Source organism: Paracoccus onchidii, from assembly GCF_028294535.1.
Taxonomy (GTDB): domain Bacteria; phylum Pseudomonadota; class Alphaproteobacteria; order Rhodobacterales; family Rhodobacteraceae; genus Paracoccus; species Paracoccus onchidii.
Window position 1 is genome coordinate 47,394 of sequence record NZ_JAQBIE010000002.1, and the last position, 19,893, is coordinate 67,286.

General features: G+C 60.0%; 20 protein-coding genes. 13 read left to right on the top strand and 7 right to left on the bottom strand.

Annotated features, from left to right (window positions below; all coding sequences use genetic code 11):
* The first annotated feature begins 1 nt into the window (after nucleotide 1).
* From PAF17_RS01735 to PAF17_RS01750, 4 genes are read left to right on the top strand one after another with little or no spacing between them, the layout of a single operon-like run.
* On the top strand, nucleotides 2-562 hold the full coding sequence (locus tag PAF17_RS01735) for a hypothetical protein (RefSeq protein ID WP_271887357.1): 561 nt from the start codon (nucleotides 2-4) through the stop codon (nucleotides 560-562).
* Complete coding sequence (locus PAF17_RS01740) at nucleotides 562-2,139, top strand: tripartite tricarboxylate transporter permease (RefSeq protein ID WP_271887358.1); 1,578 nt, start codon at nucleotides 562-564, stop codon at nucleotides 2,137-2,139. The genes PAF17_RS01735 and PAF17_RS01740 overlap by 1 nt, the downstream gene beginning before the upstream one ends.
* Nucleotides 2,140-2,170: 31 nt before the next feature.
* Nucleotides 2,171-3,697 (top strand): sulfatase-like hydrolase/transferase, encoded by a 1,527-nt coding sequence (locus PAF17_RS01745; protein WP_271887359.1) that lies wholly within the window; start codon nucleotides 2,171-2,173, stop codon nucleotides 3,695-3,697.
* 10 nt (nucleotides 3,698-3,707) lie between these two features.
* Nucleotides 3,708-4,841 carry an alpha-hydroxy acid oxidase gene (locus tag PAF17_RS01750; protein ID WP_271887360.1) on the top strand — a complete coding sequence of 378 codons (1,134 nt, stop codon included), beginning with the start codon at nucleotides 3,708-3,710 and terminating at the stop codon, nucleotides 4,839-4,841.
* A 56-nt stretch (nucleotides 4,842-4,897) separates the two neighbouring features.
* Here the strand turns inward: PAF17_RS01750 and PAF17_RS01755 are convergent, their stop codons facing one another.
* Complete coding sequence (locus PAF17_RS01755; protein ID WP_271887361.1) at nucleotides 4,898-5,635, bottom strand: sulfite exporter TauE/SafE family protein; 738 nt, start codon at nucleotides 5,633-5,635, stop codon at nucleotides 4,898-4,900.
* A complete protein-coding gene (locus PAF17_RS01760) occupies nucleotides 5,632-6,531 on the bottom strand; it encodes a LysR substrate-binding domain-containing protein (RefSeq protein ID WP_271887362.1) in 900 nt (299 codons plus the stop codon). The genes PAF17_RS01755 and PAF17_RS01760 overlap by 4 nt, the downstream gene beginning before the upstream one ends.
* A gap of 238 nt (nucleotides 6,532-6,769) precedes the next feature.
* Between PAF17_RS01760 and PAF17_RS01765 the strand changes: the two genes are divergently transcribed.
* Nucleotides 6,770-8,371: a thiamine pyrophosphate-binding protein gene (locus PAF17_RS01765; protein ID WP_271887363.1), complete on the top strand. Its 1,602-nt coding sequence runs from the start codon at nucleotides 6,770-6,772 to the stop codon at nucleotides 8,369-8,371.
* A gap of 309 nt (nucleotides 8,372-8,680) precedes the next feature.
* Here PAF17_RS01765 and PAF17_RS01770 read toward each other — a convergent pair whose 3' ends face one another.
* From PAF17_RS01770 to PAF17_RS01780, 3 genes are all read right to left on the bottom strand, one after another.
* Nucleotides 8,681-10,189: a tripartite tricarboxylate transporter permease gene (locus tag PAF17_RS01770; protein ID WP_271887364.1), complete on the bottom strand. Its 1,509-nt coding sequence runs from the start codon at nucleotides 10,187-10,189 to the stop codon at nucleotides 8,681-8,683.
* Nucleotides 10,186-10,677, bottom strand: coding sequence for a tripartite tricarboxylate transporter TctB family protein (locus tag PAF17_RS01775; protein WP_271887365.1), 492 nt, complete (start codon nucleotides 10,675-10,677; stop codon nucleotides 10,186-10,188). Before PAF17_RS01775 ends, PAF17_RS01770 begins: the two co-directional genes overlap by 4 nt.
* 75 nt (nucleotides 10,678-10,752) lie before the next feature.
* Nucleotides 10,753-11,730 (bottom strand): Bug family tripartite tricarboxylate transporter substrate binding protein, encoded by a 978-nt coding sequence (locus PAF17_RS01780; RefSeq protein ID WP_271887366.1) that lies wholly within the window; start codon nucleotides 11,728-11,730, stop codon nucleotides 10,753-10,755.
* Nucleotides 11,731-12,112: 382 nt separating this feature from the next.
* On the opposite strand from PAF17_RS01780, the gene PAF17_RS01785 reads away from it, so the two are divergent.
* From PAF17_RS01785 to PAF17_RS01810, 6 genes are read left to right on the top strand one after another with little or no spacing between them, the layout of a single operon-like run.
* Nucleotides 12,113-12,841 carry a succinate dehydrogenase/fumarate reductase iron-sulfur subunit gene (locus tag PAF17_RS01785; RefSeq protein WP_271887367.1) on the top strand — a complete coding sequence of 243 codons (729 nt, stop codon included), beginning with the start codon at nucleotides 12,113-12,115 and terminating at the stop codon, nucleotides 12,839-12,841.
* A complete protein-coding gene (locus PAF17_RS01790; protein WP_271887368.1) occupies nucleotides 12,841-13,173 on the top strand; it encodes a succinate dehydrogenase in 333 nt (110 codons plus the stop codon). Before PAF17_RS01785 ends, PAF17_RS01790 begins: the two co-directional genes overlap by 1 nt.
* A complete protein-coding gene (locus PAF17_RS01795; RefSeq protein ID WP_271887369.1) occupies nucleotides 13,170-13,511 on the top strand; it encodes a succinate dehydrogenase in 342 nt (113 codons plus the stop codon). The genes PAF17_RS01790 and PAF17_RS01795 overlap by 4 nt, the downstream gene beginning before the upstream one ends.
* Before the next feature lie 3 nt (nucleotides 13,512-13,514).
* Nucleotides 13,515-15,278: an L-aspartate oxidase gene (locus PAF17_RS01800; RefSeq protein WP_271887370.1), complete on the top strand. Its 1,764-nt coding sequence runs from the start codon at nucleotides 13,515-13,517 to the stop codon at nucleotides 15,276-15,278.
* Nucleotides 15,275-16,228, top strand: a complete 954-nt coding sequence (locus PAF17_RS01805; RefSeq protein ID WP_271887371.1) for a fumarate hydratase — start codon at nucleotides 15,275-15,277, stop codon at nucleotides 16,226-16,228. The genes PAF17_RS01800 and PAF17_RS01805 overlap by 4 nt, the downstream gene beginning before the upstream one ends.
* Nucleotides 16,228-16,896 (top strand): fumarate hydratase C-terminal domain-containing protein, encoded by a 669-nt coding sequence (locus PAF17_RS01810; protein WP_271887372.1) that lies wholly within the window; start codon nucleotides 16,228-16,230, stop codon nucleotides 16,894-16,896. Before PAF17_RS01805 ends, PAF17_RS01810 begins: the two co-directional genes overlap by 1 nt.
* Before the next feature lie 21 nt (nucleotides 16,897-16,917).
* Here the strand turns inward: PAF17_RS01810 and PAF17_RS01815 are convergent, their stop codons facing one another.
* Both PAF17_RS01815 and PAF17_RS01820 read right to left on the bottom strand, forming a co-directional pair.
* Nucleotides 16,918-17,331: a DUF6691 family protein gene (locus PAF17_RS01815; protein WP_271887373.1), complete on the bottom strand. Its 414-nt coding sequence runs from the start codon at nucleotides 17,329-17,331 to the stop codon at nucleotides 16,918-16,920.
* 10 nt (nucleotides 17,332-17,341) lie between these two features.
* Nucleotides 17,342-17,770, bottom strand: coding sequence for a YeeE/YedE family protein (locus tag PAF17_RS01820; protein WP_271887374.1), 429 nt, complete (start codon nucleotides 17,768-17,770; stop codon nucleotides 17,342-17,344).
* Between the two features lie 166 nt (nucleotides 17,771-17,936).
* Between PAF17_RS01820 and PAF17_RS01825 the strand changes: the two genes are divergently transcribed.
* Nucleotides 17,937-18,692 carry a FadR/GntR family transcriptional regulator gene (locus PAF17_RS01825; protein ID WP_271887375.1) on the top strand — a complete coding sequence of 252 codons (756 nt, stop codon included), beginning with the start codon at nucleotides 17,937-17,939 and terminating at the stop codon, nucleotides 18,690-18,692.
* Nucleotides 18,693-18,822: 130 nt separating this feature from the next.
* Complete coding sequence (locus tag PAF17_RS01830; protein ID WP_271887376.1) at nucleotides 18,823-19,884, top strand: ABC transporter substrate-binding protein; 1,062 nt, start codon at nucleotides 18,823-18,825, stop codon at nucleotides 19,882-19,884.
* Nucleotides 19,885-19,893 lie beyond the last annotated feature (9 nt).

Sequence of the window (19,893 nt, forward strand, 5' to 3'; positions counted from 1 at the left end):
GATGTCACCCAACCCTCGCAGAGTGGATCTTGCATTCGGGCTGCTTGGCCTGTGCCTGGGCCTGGCAACGCTGTTTGTCTGGATACCGGCGGATATCGATACCGGCGTCATCGACACATGGCGGCGTGTTACCCGGATCGGGGATTCCATGCTGCCTGCATTTGCGACCATCGGTGTCCTGCTGTCATGCCTTGGCATCACCGTCAAAGCCCTGACAAGCCGCGCCAACCCGACCTGGCCACCCTTGCATGGGTCGGTTCTTTGTGTCGTGGCGGCAATCCTGGCGGTCAGCATCGGGTTGATGATGGTTACGGGTCCGATACTGGCCTGGGTCATTTTGGGCCCGGACCACCCCTATCGCGCCCTGCGCGACGATCTGCCCTGGAAATACACGGGCTTTCTGACCGGGGGCACATTTCTGGTCGTCGCGCTTCAGGCACTGGCCACGCGTCGAATCCACTGGCGCATGATCGGCCTGGCCTTTCTGTCCACTTTTGTCATCGCGATGATCTATGGGCTGCCATTCGAAGATCTGCTTCTGCCCCCGAACGGAGATTTCTGATGGGCGTTCTGGATTACGTGCTGGCGGGCATTGCCGAGGCACTGACCGGTAACCCGGCCCTGACATTGGGGCCGCTGGTGCTGTCATGGCCGGTGCTGATGGTTTGCTCGGGCTTCTTCGTCGGTGTGCTGATCGGCGCCACGCCTGGTCTGTCGGGGCCGTTCGCAATGGCGCTGGCATTGCCGATCCTGATTTCCTCTTTCGGCTTCACCCCTGACGCATTGTTGCCGGTAATGGGCTTTCTGGTCGGCATCATGAAAGGCGCGACGGTTGGCGGCGCCGTCCCGGCCATCCTGTTCAACATGCCCGGCACCCCGGATGCGTTCATGACAACGCTGGATGGCTATCCGATGGCCCAAAAAGGCCAGGGCCGCAAGGCGCTGCGGGTGGCACAATTCGCTTCGGTCACCGGCGACAGCTTTTCCGATCTGGTGTTGTTCGTCTGCGCCCCGTTTCTGGCCATATCGATCGAATTGTTTCTGGGCCTGTCTGAAAAGGCCTCGCTGATGATCCTGTCGCTATCCTTCGTGGCGGTTGTCGTCGGCAGGGACAGTTTTCGCGGTTTGCTGGCGGCCAGCCTTGGATTGTTTGTCGCCGCGATCGCGACGGGGGCGGATTCCTATCCCCGCTTGTCCCTTGGCAGCGACATCCTGGCTGCGGGGTTGCCGACGATCCCGGTTATCATCGGCGTTCTAGTGGTCAGCGAAATTCTGGTCAGTCTGGCCGAGATGCGTCGGGAAACCCTGCAAGCAAGGCGCGCAAGCGTCCCTCAGAACCAGGATGCGCGGCTGAGTTGGTCCGAACGACGCGCCCTGCTGCCATATATCGGCGTTTCCATGGGCGTGGGCACCGCGATCGGGGCCTTGCCGGGCATCGGATCAACCCTGGCCGCTGCATTGGGCTATACAGCGGGGCGCAAGATGCACAAAGGTGCCATTCCGTTCGGCCAGGGGGCCCCGGAAGGCATCGCATCCTGCGAAGCCGCGAACAGCTCGGTCTCGGGGGCGAACCTGATCCCTGCCCTCAGCCTGGGCATTCCGGGCAACATATCCGCAGTGTTCCTGATACTTGCCGCCAATAGCATCGGCGGGTTCAATCCGGGGCCATCGGTCTTTCGTTTCACCGCCGATCAGGTCAATCCGGAACTGGTCATCGCCTTTGGCCTGTTCACGTTGATGGTTGTTGCCAATCTTCTGAACTGGACGACCGGTGCGGGCGCAATGCGGGTTCTGGGCGGCCTGGTGCGCGTGCCGCGCCAGATCCTGCTGCCGATTGTCCTGCTGCTGACCATCACTTCGGTCTATGTCGAAAGCGGCGCCATCAGCGATGTGATCACGCTTCTGATCTTTGGCTTCATCGGTTGCCTGATGCGTTGGTCCGGTGTTCCGATCCTGCCCTTCGTCATTGCCTATATCCTGGCGCTGCCGCTGGAAACCACCATTCGCAATGCATTCGAGGCCAGCGGCGCAGACCCCTGGTTCCTGTTCCACGGCATCTTTTCGCCCGCCTGCCTGGCGCTGGCCGTGGGTATCGTCGTCTGTTCCGGCTGGCTGCGCGCCGGTCGCCCGGCCGCCTGAGCGCCGGTTTCCGTTTCCTGAAGGAGTTTCCATGTCCCGTTCCGACAAACGCCCCAATATCCTGTTCATCACATCGGACCAGCAGCGCGGGGACTGCTATGGCTTTCGGGGGCGAAAGGTGCAGACGCCGCATCTTGACCTGCTGGCCAGCGAAGGCACCAGCCTTGAAACCGTGGTCACGCCCTGCTTGGTCTGCCAGCCGGCCCGCGCCTCGATCCTGACGGGGCTTTTGCCACGCACGCATGGGGTCCATGACAATGGTATCGATCTGGACCCGGACCTGGGCGAAAAGGGCTTTGCCGGATCGCTGTCGGCGGCGGGCTATCACACGGCCAAGATCGGCAAGGCGCATTTTTCGACCTATCACGTCTTTGAAGAGACGGGTCGCCCCGAAAGCATCCCCGGTTCGGCCAAGGTGCCGTCGGGCTGGCGCGGCCCCTATATGGGCTTTGACCATGCGGAACTGGTGCTGGTGGGGCATAACTGGTGGCTGCCTGAACAGCCGCCGCGCGGCCTTGCCTATGAGGAATGGTATTATTCCGATGGCCGGGGCGAGATGAAGAACAAACTGCTGTGGGAAAGCGCGCGCGATCACAAGGGCGCGCCGCAGGTCTGGTCATCGAAACTGCCGGTGGCCTGGCATAACTCGACCTGGATCGCGGATCGCGCCATCGACTATCTGAAGCGCGACCACGATCAGCCCTTCTGCCTGTGGGTGTCATTCCCCGATCCGCATCACCCCTTCGATGCGCCCGAACCCTGGGCCAGCCTGCATCGCCCCGAGGATGTGGACCTGCCCGAACATCGCAGCCGCGATTTCAGCAAGCGGCCCTGGTGGCATCAGGCGGCCTGCGAATCCGAAATTCCCAGCGAACATGCCGAGATCCGGCAGAAATATTCGCGTATGCCGGAATTGTCCGACGATCACCTGCGCGAGGTCATCGCCAATACCTATGGTCAGATCGCACTGATCGACCATTCCGTCGGTCGCATTCTGACCGCGCTGGAAGAACAGGGTTTGGCCGATAATACCTATATCGTCTACACCGCCGATCACGGGGATTGGCTGGGCGATCACGGTCTGGTTCTGAAAGGTCCGATGCCGTTCGAGGGGCTGTTGAACGTGCGCGCCATCGTCAAGGGTCCCGATGTGCCCGTGGGTGCGGTCAAGGATCAGCCGCTTTCGACACTGGATCTGGGGGCAACCTTCATGGACTGGGCGGGCGTCGAAAGCCTGATGCCGATCCATGGCAAATCCATGCGCGACGTAATCTCCGGGGACGGCACCCGCGACGGGGCGCTGTCGGAATGGGAATTGCTGCCGGGCCGCGTCGGGGTGGGGCTGTCCCTGCGGACCGTCCGCAGCCGCACGGCCAAGCTGACGATGGACCTGAAATCCGGCGCGGGCGAGATGTATGACCTGACCAGCGACCCCGCCGAGCTGGACAACATCTTTGACGATCCGGCCCATGCCGCCCTGCGCGACACGCTGACCGCGATCCTGATGTCACGCCCCGACGACATGCGCCCGAACCAGACCCCGGTCGGCATGGCATAGGGGCTGCGTCATGACCACCATCACCTGTGTCGAGGATTTCCGCCGTCTGTATCGCCGCCGGGTGCCACGGATGTTCTACGACTATGCCGAAAGCGGGTCCTATACCGAATCGACGTTCCGCCGGAACGAAAGCGATCTGGCCGCGATCCGCATCCGGCAGCGCGTCGGCATCGACATCACGCGGATCGACACGGCGACCACCATGGCCGGCGCTGCGGCCCGGATCCCTGCGGGTTTCGCACCGGTCGGCATGCTGGGCATCCAGAACGCTGCCGGTGAAATCAAGGTGGCGCGCGCCGCCCGCGATTTCGGGGTGCCCTTCACGCTGTCCACCATGTCGGTCTGTTCGATGGAACAGGTCGCCGAGGCCACGGGAACGCCGTTCTGGTTTCAGCTATATGTCGTCAAGGATCGCGGCTTTGTCCGCGACCTGATCCACCGCGCCAGGGCCATCGGCTGTTCGGGGCTGGTGGTGACGATGGACCTGTCGATGCTGGGACAGCGCCACAAGGACATCAGGAACCGGCTGTCGATCCGCCCCGACCTGCGCAACCTTCTGAACATCGCCACGAAACCGCGTTGGGCATGGGAAATGGCCCGCACGCCCTATCGCAGCTTTGGCAATGTCGTGGGTCATGCCAAGGGCGTCGACGATCTGGCCAGCCTGTTGGTCTGGGCGTCCGAAATGGTCGATCCCGCGCTGGATTGGCACGATATCGAATGGATCCGCAAGGAATGGGGCGGCCCGATCATCCTGAAAGGCATCATGGACAGCGAGGATGCCCGCATTGCCGCGGATATGGGCATCGGAACGATCGTCGTGTCGAACCATGGCGGTCGGCAACTGGACGGGGCGGGCAGCACGATTTCATGGTTGCCACGCATCAAGGATGCCGTCGGTGATCGCTGTGAACTGATGCTGGATTCCGGAATCCGCACCGGCATGGATATTTTCCGTGCCTGCGCCCTGGGGGCATCGGGCGTGCTGCTGGGGCGGGCGATGGTCTATGCGCTTGGCGCCATGGGGCAGCCGGGGGTCGAACGATTGCTGACGATCTTGGAAAAAGAGCTTCGCACGACGATGGGCCTCGCGGGCAAATGCGATACAGGCTCGATTGGCCTTTCCGATCTGGATCTCCCCTGACGCCCCCCCCCTTCGAACGCGCGGCACGCGCAGGCTTTCGTTCCTGTGCGTGCTTTCTATATCAGCAATTCTCGCGCCAGCAGGCTGGCGCCCGAGACGAATGTCAGGCCAATCAGCAACCTGCGAAACGAGTCATCCGCCAGCCGCCGGAAGGCCGCAATGCCCAGCTGCGCCGACATCAAGGATACCGGCAGCGCAATCGCCAGAAAGCCCAGGGTTTCCGTGTCATACAATCCGCGAAAGAACAGCATGACACAGGTCAGACCCAGAACCGCAACGTTGAAGGGCTGAAGTACGGCACGGGTTTCGGCCTTGGGCCAGGGGCGCATGGAACACCACATCGTCGGCAACGCACCCGACAAAGATGCCGCGCCACCCAGAACCCCGCCCAGAAAACCGACAATGACATCGGTGACCGGGGTCGGCCGTTCGAATTTGGGCAGATTACGTTTCAGACTGAAATAGCCGCCATAAACCAGCAGCAGGCACGCCACGAACATCTTCAGCGATGCCGGATCGATCGAGGACAGGATCATGATACCCATCGGAATGCCCGGCACCGCAGGCAACAGGAATCTGGCCAATCTGCGCGGGTTGTCGAAAATGGCCTGCCGCACGATCCACAGCCCCTGAAGCCCGGTGACAGTAGACAGCACGACAATGATTGCCACAGCTTGCTGTGGCGGCATGAACTGCAACCAGAAGCCAAGCGCGAACAGCGCCGTGCCAAAACCTGCCAGCCCGTTGATGAACCCGCCCGCAGCGGCGCCTGCAATGAACAAGGGCCAGTTCACAGGACACCGCCCGGCAGGATATGCCCGATGTCGACCGCTCGCAGAAGCACCCTTTCCAACTCATCTATCATTCGCCCGCGTGCGGTGTCCTTGCGCGCGATCAACCCCAATGAACGAACAGGCGCCGTGTCCCCCAGTGACAATCTCTTCAACGGCAGGGGGTGATAGTTCGAAACGGCGAGCCGAGGCATGATCGAGACGCCAAGATTGCAATATACAAGACTGGAAATGGCTTCGGTTCCTTCAAGCTCCATCGCGTCCTTGACGCGAATTCCGGTTTCCATCAGCCAGTTCTCGATCATGGCGCCGGTTACCCCGTTTCGCGACACGCGAATGAAAGGCATCGTGGCCAGCATTTCGAATGGCTCATCGCTTTCGACCTGCGTCGATGCGACCAGTTGAAACGGCTCTTTCGCGATTTCTTCCCAATCGACGGTCAAAGGCAGCAGATTCGGCCTTGCGATTACGGCCGCATCCAGTTCGTTGCGCTCGACCTGCGTCACCAGAAGCGGAGTCAGAGCCGGATAGACCTGCACGTGCAGATCCGGATAATCCGCCTTGAGCATGGCAATAGCCGACGGGATAAGTCCGGTCATATGCGTGGGCAGCGCACCTATCTTCAGAACGCCACGCAGACCGTCATCGCCCAGCACGCTTGGGACGATTTCGTCATAGGCCCGCACAACCTCGCGCGCCTTTTCAAGGATGGCCCGACCGACCGGCGTGAATTCGGGTGTGCGTTTTGATCGGTCGAAAATCGCCACCCCCCATTCTTCCTCCAACGCCTTCATCTGCTGTGAAACGGCAGCATGTGTCACAAAGACCGCGCTGGCGGCACCGCTGAACGTGCCATGTTCGGCCACAGCAATCAGCGTCTTGAGAATACGGATCGACACGCATCTGCCCCATATGCATAATATAATTTTTTCTTACATAGGATGAAAGTTTTAGCCTATGGATTAAATCTTTCTAACCAAATACTCAGATAAGGTCAAAGGTATTTCCGACCCGATCTTATCCGGATCGGTTCGGATTGTCGCATCGGTTGGCCCCGGAAAAACGGATGCGCATCAAACTATCGGGGTATTTCATACCGCTGCATGGGCGGTTGATCGGCCAGAGGGAGAGAATGGCATGCGTGGCGCAGATCTGATCGTGAAATCATTGGCCAAGACCGGTGTGACCCGGATATTCTCGCTATCGGGAAACCAGATCATGCCGATCTATGACGCCTGCCACGACGCCGGGGTCGAGATCGTGCATACTCGCCACGAAGCCGCCGCCGTCTATATGGCCGAAGCCTATGCACAGCTGACCGGCCGGGTCGGGGTTGCAATGGTGACGGCGGGCGCGGGTGCTGGCAATGCGGTCGGTGCGCTGCTGGTCGCCAGTGAAAGCGAAACCCCCCTCTTGCTGCTGACAGGTGACAGCCCCGTCATGCAGGACGGCATGGGTGCGTTTCAGGAAATGCCACAGGTGCAGATGACGGCGCCGCTGACCAAGCTGTCCCTGCGACCGAGCAAGGCCGCCGATCTGGGACAAACCGTGGCCCGCGCCATCCGCGTCGCGCAATCCGGCCGGCCGGGTCCCGTCCATCTGGCACTGGGTTTTGACGTTGTGAACGAGCGCGTTGACGATGCTGCGCTGCCTGCAGGTCCCGCATTCCAAAGGGTGCCTCAACATCCCGGTCAGGGCGATGTCGCCAGCATCCTGCAGGCCGTTGGCGCCGCCAAGCGCCCGGTCGTGATCTGCGGTCCTTTGATGAATGAAACACGATTTGACCGGCTGCGCACCCTTGCCGATGCGCTGGACGCGCCGGTCATCCCGATGGAAAGTCCGCGCGGCCTCAGGGATCCGGCGCTTGGCAATATCGGCTCGGTTCTCGGTCAGGCGGATCTGATCGTGAATCTGGGAAAGCGACTGGATTTCACCCTGGCTTTCGGCAAGGAAACGGCCTTCGCACAGGATATGCGCTGGATCGACATCCAACCTGATGAGGCCGAACACGCCCGCACCTGCCGAAACCTGGGAAAACGCCTGTCGCTCGGCATTGCAGCCGACATTCGGGATACCGCCGCGGCACTGATTGCCGCCGGTCAGGGCAAAGCCAGGAATGCCGAATGGCGCAAGCAGGTCGAGGCCGCCCTTGCGCTGCGCCAGAACGGCGGCGGGCAGTCGGGGCAGATCACGTCGGCGCAGCTTTGCGAGGCCGTGCAAAAACACATCGCGCATGCCAACAATTCAGTCGTGATATGTGACGGAGGAGAATTTGGCCAATGGGCGCAGGCCATGACCAAAGGCGACGCACGGGTCGTCAACGGCGTTTCCGGCGCGATCGGCGGCGGGCTGTGCTACGGGCTTGCCGCCCGCCTCGCCCGCCCCAACGCCACTGTCTTTGCGTTGATGGGGGATGGAACGGTCGGGTTTCACCTTGCCGAATTCGAGACCGCCGCGCGCGTCGGCGTGCCCTATGTGGTCGTGATCGGCAATGACATGCGCTGGAATGCCGAACACCAGATACAACTGCGCGACTATGGCAAGGACAGGTTGATCGGCTGTGAACTTAGCGGCGCGCGCTATGATCTGGCGGCAATGGCGCTTGGCGGGCATGGCGAATACGTGACTGATCTTGCCGACCTTGACAATGCACTGACCCGCGCCGTGCAAAGCGGCAAGCCTTCCTGCGTCAATGTCATGATCGAAGGCTTGCCCGCCCCGTCAGGCGCGGCGCATTGAGGTCGCGAAAACAAAAGTCGCCGCCTCATCCACTGGGGTGGCACGCACACCCGTAACAACAACACCTGCCTGACCACCAACTTACCGGCTGACCGCTATGACCTGCCTGTCGGAATCGCCCGGTGGAACAGTCTGGCCGGATCTGCCAGCAAACAGAGCGTTCTGTTGGTCCGCATGATCTATGCAATCAGCACGCCAACGCTGACGCAGCCAACTTCCGAACCAAAAGCCTGAAATCACCTTGCACGGCGAAAGGCGCGGGCCTCGATGCCCGCGCCTTGTTGCCATCTGCACCCTGCCCGGGGCTCGTCAAGAGGAGGTCTTGACCCTGACCTTGTCCTGCACGCCGCGAAAACCCGCCCGTGCGACGGCGACCAACGTCACTGCGGTCAAGACCCAGAAGAACCATGTGATCGGTCCGCGCACCAGGATCTGCGGATCACCGCCAGACATCAACATCGCCTGCCTGAAATTATCCTCGAGAAGTGGTCCGAGAATGAAGGCAATCAGGAATGGCGCGGCAGGAACATGATAGCGCATCATCAGAAAACCGACCCAGCCCATGACGAACATGACCCCGACATCAAAGAGGTTGTTGTTCACGGCAAAGACCCCGTAAATGCACAGGATCAGAACGCCGGGTATCAACAATCGGCGGGGAATGTCAGCCACATATTTGAACCCCCTGATCGCAACGGACCCGATCATGAACAACAGGGCCGAGCTGAGGATCAGCCCGATGAACAGACCATAGATGATGTCGATGTTCATCACGAACATCGTTGGCCCCGGCTGCAATCCATGCACCATGAAAGCCCCGATGATGATCGCGGTGATAACATCCCCCGGCACACCCAAAGCCAGCAAGGGGATCAGGGTCGCACCGGCAACCCCGTTGTTACCTGCTTCGGCGGCGGCGACGCCTTCGACCTCGCCCTTGCCGAAAGCCTCTTTGTTCCTGGATGTGCGGCGTGCCTCGGAATAGGACAGAAATGCCGATGGCGCAGCGCCGATCCCCGGTATCGACCCCAGTGCCACCCCGATAAAGCTGCCCCTGACGATCGATTTGAACGACCGGCGGTAATCCGCAAAGGTCACCCAGTTCTTTCCGATACTGCGGGTCTTGCCCAGATGTCCGGTCGGGTTCAACACCATGGCCAGCACCTCGGGGATGGCAAACAGGCCAATCAGCACTGCGATAAAGTTCAACCCACCCATCATGTTGGGATCACCAAAGGTGAACCGGTTGGTCCCATAGACAAGATCCAACCCCACCGTGGCCAAAAGCAGGCCAAGCAATGCAGCCAGGGCGCCTCGCAGCAGGCTTTCGCCCGACACGCCGGCAATGATCGTCAGCGAAAACAGGATCAGCGTAAAGAATTCGGGCGGGCCGAAATTCATCGCGAATGATGCCAGCCAGCCTGCGAACAGGATCAGCGCCAGATTCGAGATCAGATCCGCGGTGCAGGATGCCCACAGCGCCATCCCGAGGGCGCGGCCGGCCTCGCCACGTTCGGCCATCGGATAGCCGTCCAGAATGGTTGCCGATGACGCGGGCGTGCCGGGTGTCTTGATCAGGATCGCAGGGATCGATCCCCCGAAAATGCCCCCCTTGTACACCCCCAGCAACAGCAGCAGCGCGGGGATCGTTGGCATTGCGAATGTAAAGGGCAATGTCAGCGCCACGGCCATCGTCGCCGACATTCCGGGAATGGCCCCGCCGATAACGCCGACGGCCACACCGATGGTCAAAGCAAGAACGGCTTGGATATTTCCAACGAGCGATAGGCCCGCCATCAGGCTGTCAAATGCATTCATGGCAGTCTCACCAGGTTACCTTGCGGGATCGCGACACTCGCGACATGGGCGAAAAAGGCATACAGGACCAGCGGCAGCAAAATGCCACAGATGACCGCCGCAACGGGATGCCTTGTACGCACAAGGGCCGCGGTCGCGACAAAGGCGGCCATGCTCATCCAGACCATGCCGATGGCGGCCGTGCCGACCGTGACGACAACCATGATCACTGTCATCAGTCCAAGGCGCAGATAGGCCCGCCCGCGATCCGCGATTGGCGGATCATAGGCAGCACCGTCCCGCTGTTCACGCAATGCGGCCAAGACAAGGCCCGCCCCCACAAGCCCCGTCAACCCCGCCAGAACATAGGGCCAGAAACTGGGCGAAAGAACGATATTCTGAATGCCGCCCGGCGTCGTAACCCAAGCTGGAATTGCGACGAACAACAAAAAAGCGGATGCCGCGATCGCCAAAAGGCCAAGACGCAGCTGGATAATATAGGCGTTCACGACACCTCTCCCCCCGATACTGAAGATGCCGCACGAAGCATGAGCGCGGCATCTTCCGAATATGTCAGAGCAAACTCAACCTTCGATGCGCATGCCCAACTCGTCTGCAAGAGCGCGGAAGGTATTGTATTGCCCTTCGATAAAGGCACTGGCCTCTTCGGGGCTCATCAGTTCGACGATCGAGCCAAAGGATTCCATGCTTTCGACAAACCCGGGATCGGCGGTCGCTTCGGCCATCCATTCGCCCCATTTGACGGCGATATCGTCTGGCAGATCGGCGGGCCCTGCAATTCCCGTCCATCCGACCAGCTGTTCCAGCTCGGGCTTGCCGAGATCGGCGGCCGAAGGCGCATCAAAGCCCGCAACCGGCTCGGCGGTGGTCACAAGAATCGGCTTCAACTGATCATTGGCGACAAAGCTCGACAAAGCGGATGAGTTGGTGCAAACGAATGTCGTCGTGCCGTTCAACACCGCCGTGGCCGCCGCGCCGCCGCCCTTTTGGGGAATATGTGTCACCTTGTTCAGCGGGTCTTCCACGCCGAATTCATCCAGAACCATGACCGCGGCGATATGCAAAAGCGTGCCCACGCCGGAACTGCTGTAGGACACGCCGCCCTCTTCGACCTTGGCGATCAGGTCATCGATGGTTTCGATGCCTGAATCGGGACGGACCGCGCAGACGACGGGGTTGATTTCGTAAACGGTAACGAAACGGAAATCGTCCAGTCCATATGGCAGTGTTGCCTTCATCGCCGGGCTGACCGTATGCGAACCGACACGCGCGAACAGCATCTTGTAACCATCGGCCTTGGCATTCTGCACCGCGACCGATCCCGTGGCACCTCCGGCCCCGGTGACATTTGACATGACCAGAGCTTCGCCGACGGCATCACCCAGCGGCTTGGCGATCGTACGGGCGGAAATATCGGTTGCGCCACCCGCACCGAACGGAATGACCATGGTGATGGGTCTTTCAGGATACTCGGCCAGGGCGGCGGTCGCCGCGAAAGTCAGAGGGATCGCGCTGGCGATAGCTAGGGCTTTCGATCTCATTCAGTCCTCCCAGAGATTGCGCTGCACGGTCTTGCCATTTGGCTGAACACCTTGGTGCAGTCTTTCTTGTAGGGAAAACTATAGGAAGAAGGCCATCTTACAAGAAGTAATTAATAGTTACCTGTCTCGTAAGAAATTATTACCTTCAGGTCGGATCGCACAAGGTGTCAGGCCCCACGGGGCCCTAAATATCCGCCAGCGTATGACTTGTGCGGATGGAACTATCTGCGCAACTTCGCACTCTTTTCCGTTGCTCACGGCGCGCAACATCAACGGCGTAATGTAACATTTACTTACTTTACTATTTAGAATTTGCGTTCTTACGTTAGCAAACAAAAAGGATATATGCTGAACCAAGTTCGACTTTCTGGGAATTATGACGTTGTCCAATAGCGATACAAATCTGGAGGTCTCGGTCTGGCGGACCCGGAACGGCACAGGTCTCTATGAAACATTCGAGGTTCCGGCCCATGACAACCAGACAATTCTGGATGTCGTCAGCTGGATCCAGCAGAATGCCGACCCGACACTGACCTATCGTTTTGCCTGCCGGGTGGGGATGTGCGGCTCTTGTGCGATGATGGTCAATGGCGCCCCCCGCTGGACATGTCGAACCCATGTCAACAAGGTACTCAAGCACAACAGGCTGAAGATAGCGCCATTGCGGAACCTGCCGGTGATCAAGGATCTGGTCACGGATATGGATCCGTTCTTTGACAAATGGGTCAGCGCAGGCGGGCGCCATGAGCCAACGCGCACAAGGCACGACCCGATCGAGGAAATCCAACCGGCGAACGAACAGCGCGCCGCCGCTGATGCGGGGATCGAATGCATCAATTGCTCGGTTTGCTACGCGGCCTGCGATACTGTCGCCAACAATGCAGACTATCTTGGCCCCGCCGCATTGCAGCGCGCCTGGACGATCGTGAATGATGAAAAACACGGTGATCGCCAGGATGTTCTGGACACGGTTTCAGCTGCTGGCGGATGCCAAAATTGCCATTCGATGGGGAACTGCACCGCACTCTGCCCCAACGGGCTGGACCCGTTGTCGGCGATTGCCGGCCTGAAACGCGCGACGATGCGCCAGTTTTTCAAGCGAGGCAATTGATGTTGGATCTTCGTCTCTATCTTGCGCAGCGCCTTAGTGCGATGGTGATGGTGCCGTTCGTTTTCGTGCATCTGGGTGTGATGATCTATGCGATCCAGGGTGGTTTGAGCGCATCCGAAATTTTGGGCCGCACACAGGGATCGCTTTTCTGGTTCCTGTTTTACGGGATGTTCGTGGTGGCGTCTTCCCTGCACGCGGCGATCGGCTTGCGAGTGATCGTCCATGAAGTCACTGGCCTGCGCGGACTGCTGCTGGCGGCGCTGACCTGGGGCGGCTTTGTTGTATTCTTTTTTCTGGGGGCGCGCGCAGTAACAGCCGTGACGATGATATGAAGGGACATTACCGCAATCATCCGCTGTGGTTCGCCTTTTTGCTGCATCGCCTGTCGGGGCTGGGCCTGGCGCTGTTCCTTCCCGCGCATTTTTATGTTCTGGGCATGGCAATCAGATCGCCCGAAGCGCTGGACGGGTTCCTGCATTGGACCGACATGCCCATCGTCAAGATAGCCGAATTCGGGCTGGTCTTCCTGCTGGCAGTTCATTTCTTTGGCGGCCTGCGCCTGCTGGCGCTGGAATTTCTGCCCTGGCCTGCCCCCCACAAGACCCTGGCCGCTGGCGCCGTCGCCGGAGCCTTTCTGGTATCCGGGGTATTCTTTCTGAACGCGGTGTAGGACATGCCATTGAAAATCGAGATCGATCGCCACGACACCGACATCCTGATCCTTGGTTCAGGCGGCGCGGGATTGTTCGCAGCGCTTCACGCCCAGCACGCCGCGCCACCGGGAACCCGTGTCACCATCGCCGTCAAGGGGCTGATCGGGAAATGTGGCTGCACACGCATGGTTCAGGGTGGTTACAACGTTGCGCTTGGCCATGGTGACAGCGTCGAGCGCCACTTCATGGATACGATTCACGGCGGTAAATGGCTACCGGATCAGGACATGGCCTGGAAGCTGTGCGAACAGGCCGTCATCCGCGTTCGCGAGCTGGAAAACGAGGTGGGGTGCTTCTTTGACCGCGAGGCAAATGGCCAGTTGCACCACAAGGCTTTTGCGGGTCAAACCGCAGACCGAACGGTCCACAAAGGCGACCTGACCGGGATCGAGATCATCAATCGCCTGATGGAACAGGTCCTGTCGCGACCGATTGAAAGGCTTCAGGAACATCGCGCCATCGGCCTGATCCCGACGGCAGATGGCACGGCCCTGTCTGGCGTTTTGTTCATCGACATGCGCAGCGGAAGGTTCCGCTTTGTGCGCGCCAAGACCGTCATGATGGGAACCGGCGGCGGCCCCACCATGTATAAATACCATACCCCGTCAGGGGACAAGACGATGGACGGCCTGGCAATGGCGCTGCGCCTTGGCCTGCCTCTGCGCGATATGGAAATGGTCCAGTTCCATCCCACGGGCCTTCTGGCCGGCGAACATACCCGGATGACGGGAACCGTGCTGGAAGAAGGCCTGCGTGGCGCGGGCGGGCAATTGCTTAACGCGCGCGGCGATCGGTTCATGTTCGACTATGATACCCGCGGCGAACGCGCCACACGCGATGTTGTCAGCCGCGGAATCTATGCCGAAATGCGCAAGAACAACGACCCCGATCAAGTGGGCATGTTCATTTCCATGGCTCATCTTGGCCCTGACAATGTCCGCCGGAAATTCAAGGGCATGGTCAAGCGATGTGCCGATAGCGGCTTTGATCTGGCTGCCGGCAAGGTCGAGGTCGTGCCGACGGCGCACTACTTCATGGGTGGTGTGGTTGTCGATCCTGACACCCGCACCGCGATAGAGGGGCTGTATGTCGCGGGCGAAGATGCCGGCGGTGCGCATGGTTCCAACAGGTTGGGCGGCAATGGCGTTGCAAATTCCACGGTCTATGGCGGTGTGGCCGGCGACGTGATGGGGGTCGATATCCGCAGAATGACCGCATTGCGGCCTGCAGATGAAACCGTGCTGGCCGCCGAGATCGAGCGCGCCCTGCACCCGCTGCGCAAAACGCCCGGACATGTTCCGGGCCTGCGCGCCAAACTGCAGGAAGCGATGTGGGAAGATGTGGGCGTGATGCGTACCGGCGCCGGAATGGAGCGTGGGTTGAAACGCATTTCCGAGATCAGAGAAGAACTGTCAGAAACTGGGGTGGACCCCTCGAATCTGGCCTTCAATCTGACCTGGCATGACTGGCTGAACATGGCATCTCTGACCGAGATATCAGAGGTCATCACCAAAGCCGGGATCGCACGCGAAAATTCTCGTGGCGCACATTTCCGCGAAGATTACCCGGAAGCCGGGGATCTCGAGGCATCCTATTTCACAATGGCACGCCAACAAAACGGCGTGGTCGATGTCAACAGGGTCCCGGTCAAATTCACCATCGTCCGGCCAGGTGAAACAATCCTGCCCGAGGGCGAACCAGAAACACTGGTGGCGCAGACATGATCTCGATCGATCTTATACAGAACACAGCCCGAACCCTGATGGACAAGGCTGCAATCGAAATCCCGCAGGACTATCTTGACGGATTGCAGGCCGCCGCCAAGACCGAGGATGGCGACCTGTCATCCTTTGTCCTGCAGGCGATGCTCGACAACTACGAAGCCGCGAAAGAAGATCGCCGCGCCATGTGCGGAGATACCGGCGTGCCGCGCTGGTTCGTGAAGATGGCGAATGACGCCCGGATCGAGGGCGGCATGTGCGCCCTTGAAACCGCCCTGCGCCGCGCCACCGCCGAGGCAACGAACGGCGTACCGCTGCGCCCGAACAGGGTGCACCCGCTTTGGCGCACGGATCACAACAACAATGTCGGCATCGGCGCGCCAGAGATCGAATACGGCTTCGAGCCCGAAGGGGATTGGGTGGATCTGATCACGGTCCACAAGGGCGGCTTGTTCGGCACCGATTACCGGATGCTGTTCCCGTCAGATGGTATCGAGGGGATCAAGCGGTTCTATCTGGACAGCCTTGTTGCATTCGGCAAGCGCGGTCTGGCCTGCCAGCCCGCGATCATCGGCATCGGGCTGGGCGGGTCCAAGGATACCTGCATGGTCCTTGGCAAACGCGCGTCCGTCCTTAGAACCGTGGGCAGCCGCAATTCCGATCCGCGCATAGCCGCCCTTGAGGATGAGTTGAAGCAGCTTGGAAACTCGATCGGGATGGGCGCCATGGGGTTCGTGGGAAAGAACATGGTGATCGATTGCAATATCGAGGTGGGATACTGTCACACCGGGGGCATGCAGATGTCGGTGCATGCATTCTGCCTGTCATCACGCCGCGCTGTCGCACGCCTGTTTCCTGACGGGCGGGTCGAATATCGCACCGACCCCGACTGGTTCACCCCCTATCAGCGGCGCGAAACCGTTGAATGGGAACCTGCAATGGAGGATGCGTGATGAAACCTCGTGAAGTTGTTCTCAGCACGACGCCGACCGCCGAAGATATCGCCGCGCTGCGATTGGGGGACATCGTTTATCTGGACGGGCTTATGTATACGGCCCGTGAAGGCGTTTACATGCGTGCGCTTGAAGGGCAGGCCAATATCCCGATGGAGCTACCTTCGGAAAGCGCGGCGAATTTTCATTGCTCTCCGGCGGCAACGATCCGGGAAGATGGCACCTTCGATCTGGGGGCGGTCACGGCGACAGCTTCATTCAGATTCGCAAAGTGGTTGCCGGAATGGATGGCCAAGACCGGCGCAAGGCTGATCATCGGCAAGGGTGGCATGTCTTCCAGGGATTACAAGAACTACTTCGTGCCCAACGGGGCCGTATACCTGTCGACGGTTGGTTACGGCACCGGCGCCTTGCTGGGGCGCGGCGTCGAAAACGTCGAGGCCGTCCACTGGCACGAAGAACTGGGTCTGGCCCAGGCGATGTGGGTCATTCGCTGCAAGCGGATGGGGCCGTTCATCGTTGCCTCTGATCTGGACGGAACATGCCTGTTCGAACGCGAAAACGCCAAGATCAGCAAGAATCTGGATCGCGTGTATGAAGGAACGCGCCCCGCCGTTCTGAAACGATTTGGCGAAACCGATGATCGCTCGGATGAACTGATCGGTTAGGGCGCGACAACAGCAGGGGTATCATGCGCGCGCTTTCAGCCTGCGCCCCACAAAAATCCCGGCAAGCATGGTCGGCACGAACACAAGCGTGCCGGTCGCCCCTATCGGCAGTGCGACCCAGGCCGGACCGGGGCAAAAACCGCCAATGCCCCAGCCAACCCCGAAGATCGCAGCCCCCGCCAGAAGCGGCGCATCGATCCTGCCCCTCGCGGGCAAATCGAAATCCGGCAAAAGCAGCGGTTCATCGCGCAGCCAGGCCATCCGGTATCCCAGAAAAGCCGTCACAGAGGCCCCGCCCATGACAAATGCGAGGCTGGGATCCCAATTTCCAAATATGTCAAGAAAGTTCAGCACTTTGGCCGGGTTCGCCATCCCCGACATAATAAGCCCGAAACCAAAGATCAGACCGGATAGAAAGCCAAACATCGCGCGCATTCCCATCCCCTTATGCAACATGGCGCAACAGAAAGACCGTGACCGCGGCACAGATCATAAAGACCAAGACAGCGGCCAGCGATCGCGGGGAAAACCGCGCAAGACCACAAACCCCATGCCCGGACGTGCAGCCCGACCCTAACGATGTTCCGATCCCGACCAGCAACCCGGCAATGATCATGCCTGCCGGATTGTCACTGACCTGTTGTTCAGGAAAATTGCCGGAAACCCCGAACCAGGCCAACGGCGCTGCGATCAGGCCGGCGACAAACGCGATCCGCCATCCACGGTCATGACCGACAACCGCCCCCGACGTGATTCCGACAATACCCGCGACCCGCCCGAAAAGCAGCATGACCATCACGGCAGATACACCAATCAGGACGCCACCTGCCAGTGATGCCCAAGGCGTGAACTCGGTCGGGATGACAGGAAGCATATCGCAAACCTTTCGAAATCGGAACGCATGAGGCATTCGCGCGAACGCCCGCGACTTAAGGCCGAAAAGCGATCGCAGTCAAATATGACCATACAGCCAGGCAACGCGTTTCGACGAAATCAATAAATCAGTTGACTCTAAACATCTGATGTTTCATCTTTGATACATGAGCGAGATTCTTTACTATGACCTGAAGGACGCACCGTCCCTGTCGCCCAGCCTTGCGACCCAGATGTGTCGTGAACTGGGCCGCCGGATCGTTGGCGGACATCTTCCCGAAGGTGATCTGATCGAGGATGAAACCAGGCTTGCCGCCCGTTTCAGTGTCAGCAAATCCGTCGTACGGGAGGCCGTTAAACTGCTTGTCGGCAAAGGCCTTCTCGAGGTGCGCAGAGGCGATGGCACCCGTGTGCGCCGCCGCAACCACTGGGCCCTTCTGGATGATGATGTTCTGGCATGGCACCTCGCTTCGACGCCGCAACCGTCATTCTTGCGCCAACTGATGGACATGCGGCGGATCATCGAACCGAAAGCAGCTGCATGGGCAGCCACCTTTGGAACCGATGCACAGCTTGCGGAAATCGCAGATGCACAACAACGGATGGAACAGGATCCAAGATCGATCGAGGATTTTGTCGTTGCGGATGCGCTGTTTCACCGGGCGATCCTGCGGGCGGCGAACAATGAGTTCCTGACGGCGATGGAAGGGGTGATTTTTTCGGCGCTGCTCAGCTCGATCCCGCTGACGAATGCAGATCCGCGGCAGAACAAGAGTTCGATCCCGTTTCACCAGGATCTGTTGCAGGCAATCACCGCACGCAATGCCGCCGAGGCCGAGCGCGCGATGGAACGCCACCTTGACGATACCAGCACCCGGCTTGCGCAGGTGATCGACGGCTTCGACATTTCGCAAGGCACCTGACGACATCAGATATCCGACATGCCCGAACGGCGGCGGGCGGGTCACGTTGCCCTGCGCGGCAGCGAAGGATGCCCCATGGCAAAACCGCCACCTCAGCGCCAGCACGGCGCGATCTCTGGGAGGAGAACACATGATCCAGATCAACAAGGCAAGAATGCTTGCGGCCAGCACTGCGGTCTTTACATTCGTCGGTGCGGCGACCGCGCAGGCAGACGGGATGGTCGCATTCTTGCTGCCCGAAAACGTGAATCCCCGCTGGGAACAGCAGGATGCAGCAGCTTTTGTTGCCAAGATGCAGGAAATCGCGCCCGACACCAAGGTCGAGGTTTTCAATGCCGGTAATGACACCTCCGTTCAGCAAAGACAGGCCGAGCAGGCCTTGACGCAGGGCGCAAATGTCTTGGTCGTCATACCCATTGATGGCGAAAGCTCGGCAATCATTGCGGACACGGCAGCCGAGGAAGACGTGCCGACGATCGCCTATGACCGCATGATCAATTCCCCGAACACCAGCTTCTGGGTTCAGGCCGATATGCATGCCACCGGGGCGGCGCAGGCCCAGCACGTCGTCGACAACACCGCATCGGGCGACACGCTGGTGATGTTGAAAGGATCGCCGACCGATCCGAACGCGGCCGTGATCGCAGAAGGTCAGATGTCGGTGCTGGAACCCCTGTTCGCCTCGGGCGAGCGCGTGCTGGGGTATGAAAACTGGACCCAGGGATGGGATCCGGCGATTGCACGGCGATCCATGGATCAGGCCCTGACACAGCTGAACAACAATGTGCAGGGCGTTGTCTCGTCCAATGATGGCAATGCCGGCGCGGCGATCGCCGCCATGGAGGAACAGGGGATGGCCGGACAGGTTCCCGTATCGGGACTTGACTGCACGGTCCAGGCTCAGCAGCTGATGTTGCTGGGGAAACAGACCCAATGTGGCTGGCGGCCATTGCATGAAATGGCTGCGGCCGCGGCCGAGGTTTCGGTGCGCCTTTTGAATGATCAGGATTATTCCGATCTGGCCACCGAAACCGTCACGAATGGTGTCGGCGCAGAGGTGAATTTCGTACCCATTGACAGCTATTCGGCCGTTGGGGCGGAAGGCGTTGCCTATGTGATCGAGAACGACCCGTCGATCACGAAAGACATGGTTTGCCAGGGCGAAGCCGCCGAAACCGATTTCTGCAAGTGATTGAACGAT

Excerpts from the sequence above, each read along its gene's own strand:
- PAF17_RS01805 (WP_271887371.1), top strand. The coding sequence starts at position 15,275 with ATGATCTCGATCGATCTTATACAGAACACAGCCCGAACCCTGATGGAC.
- PAF17_RS01750 (WP_271887360.1), top strand. The coding sequence starts at position 3,708 with ATGACCACCATCACCTGTGTCGAGGATTTCCGCCGTCTGTATCGCCGC.
- PAF17_RS01780 (WP_271887366.1), bottom strand. The coding sequence starts at position 11,730 with ATGAGATCGAAAGCCCTAGCTATCGCCAGCGCGATCCCTCTGACTTTC.
- PAF17_RS01765 (WP_271887363.1), top strand. The coding sequence starts at position 6,770 with ATGCGTGGCGCAGATCTGATCGTGAAATCATTGGCCAAGACCGGTGTG.
- PAF17_RS01815 (WP_271887373.1), bottom strand. The coding sequence starts at position 17,331 with ATGCGCGCGATGTTTGGCTTTCTATCCGGTCTGATCTTTGGTTTCGGG.
- PAF17_RS01820 (WP_271887374.1), bottom strand. The coding sequence starts at position 17,770 with ATGCTTCCTGTCATCCCGACCGAGTTCACGCCTTGGGCATCACTGGCA.
- PAF17_RS01825 (WP_271887375.1), top strand. The coding sequence starts at position 17,937 with ATGAGCGAGATTCTTTACTATGACCTGAAGGACGCACCGTCCCTGTCG.
- PAF17_RS01795 (WP_271887369.1), top strand. The coding sequence starts at position 13,170 with ATGAAGGGACATTACCGCAATCATCCGCTGTGGTTCGCCTTTTTGCTG.
- PAF17_RS01745 (WP_271887359.1), top strand. The coding sequence starts at position 2,171 with ATGTCCCGTTCCGACAAACGCCCCAATATCCTGTTCATCACATCGGAC.
- PAF17_RS01800 (WP_271887370.1), top strand. The coding sequence starts at position 13,515 with ATGCCATTGAAAATCGAGATCGATCGCCACGACACCGACATCCTGATC.
- PAF17_RS01740 (WP_271887358.1), top strand. The coding sequence starts at position 562 with ATGGGCGTTCTGGATTACGTGCTGGCGGGCATTGCCGAGGCACTGACC.
- PAF17_RS01770 (WP_271887364.1), bottom strand. The coding sequence starts at position 10,189 with ATGAATGCATTTGACAGCCTGATGGCGGGCCTATCGCTCGTTGGAAAT.
- PAF17_RS01790 (WP_271887368.1), top strand. The coding sequence starts at position 12,841 with ATGTTGGATCTTCGTCTCTATCTTGCGCAGCGCCTTAGTGCGATGGTG.
- PAF17_RS01735 (WP_271887357.1), top strand. The coding sequence starts at position 2 with ATGTCACCCAACCCTCGCAGAGTGGATCTTGCATTCGGGCTGCTTGGC.
- PAF17_RS01810 (WP_271887372.1), top strand. The coding sequence starts at position 16,228 with ATGAAACCTCGTGAAGTTGTTCTCAGCACGACGCCGACCGCCGAAGAT.
- PAF17_RS01830 (WP_271887376.1), top strand. The coding sequence starts at position 18,823 with ATGATCCAGATCAACAAGGCAAGAATGCTTGCGGCCAGCACTGCGGTC.